Raw genomic sequence first — 323 nt, 5'->3', positions numbered from 1 at the left:
GCTGCATTCGTAAAAAATTATATAGAAGGCAATAAAGAACATAATGATCAACAGCCTTTAGATAAAATTATGATTGTGTTTAATAATAAGGACGCTCGTGAAAAATTTATAAAAAAACATAATTTATATAAAGAAGAAGCGGGTGACACAGCAAGTGATAACCTACCCTATGTAAAGGTACCTCCTAGTCAATTTAGGGCAATTTATCAAAATTTACAGCAAGAAAAGATAGAAGAAAAACTGTTTCAAGAAAAACTTTTAAAGCTTCAAGAAAGAATTCAAAAAATTCAAGAAAAAAAAGAAATAATTGAACAAGCAGAATC

Annotated in this window: 1 protein-coding gene; it reads left to right on the top strand. The window is 28.2% G+C overall.

Features of this window, described 5'->3' with window-relative positions; genetic code table 11:
• Positions 1–323: hypothetical protein (locus Lstg_RS17805; RefSeq protein ID WP_162264081.1), on the top strand; the 323-nt coding region annotated here is incomplete at both ends.

Source organism: Legionella steigerwaltii (assembly GCF_001468065.1).
GTDB classification, from domain to species: Bacteria; Pseudomonadota; Gammaproteobacteria; order Legionellales; family Legionellaceae; genus Legionella; species Legionella steigerwaltii.
This window is presented reverse-complemented; position numbering and strand designations above follow the sequence as displayed.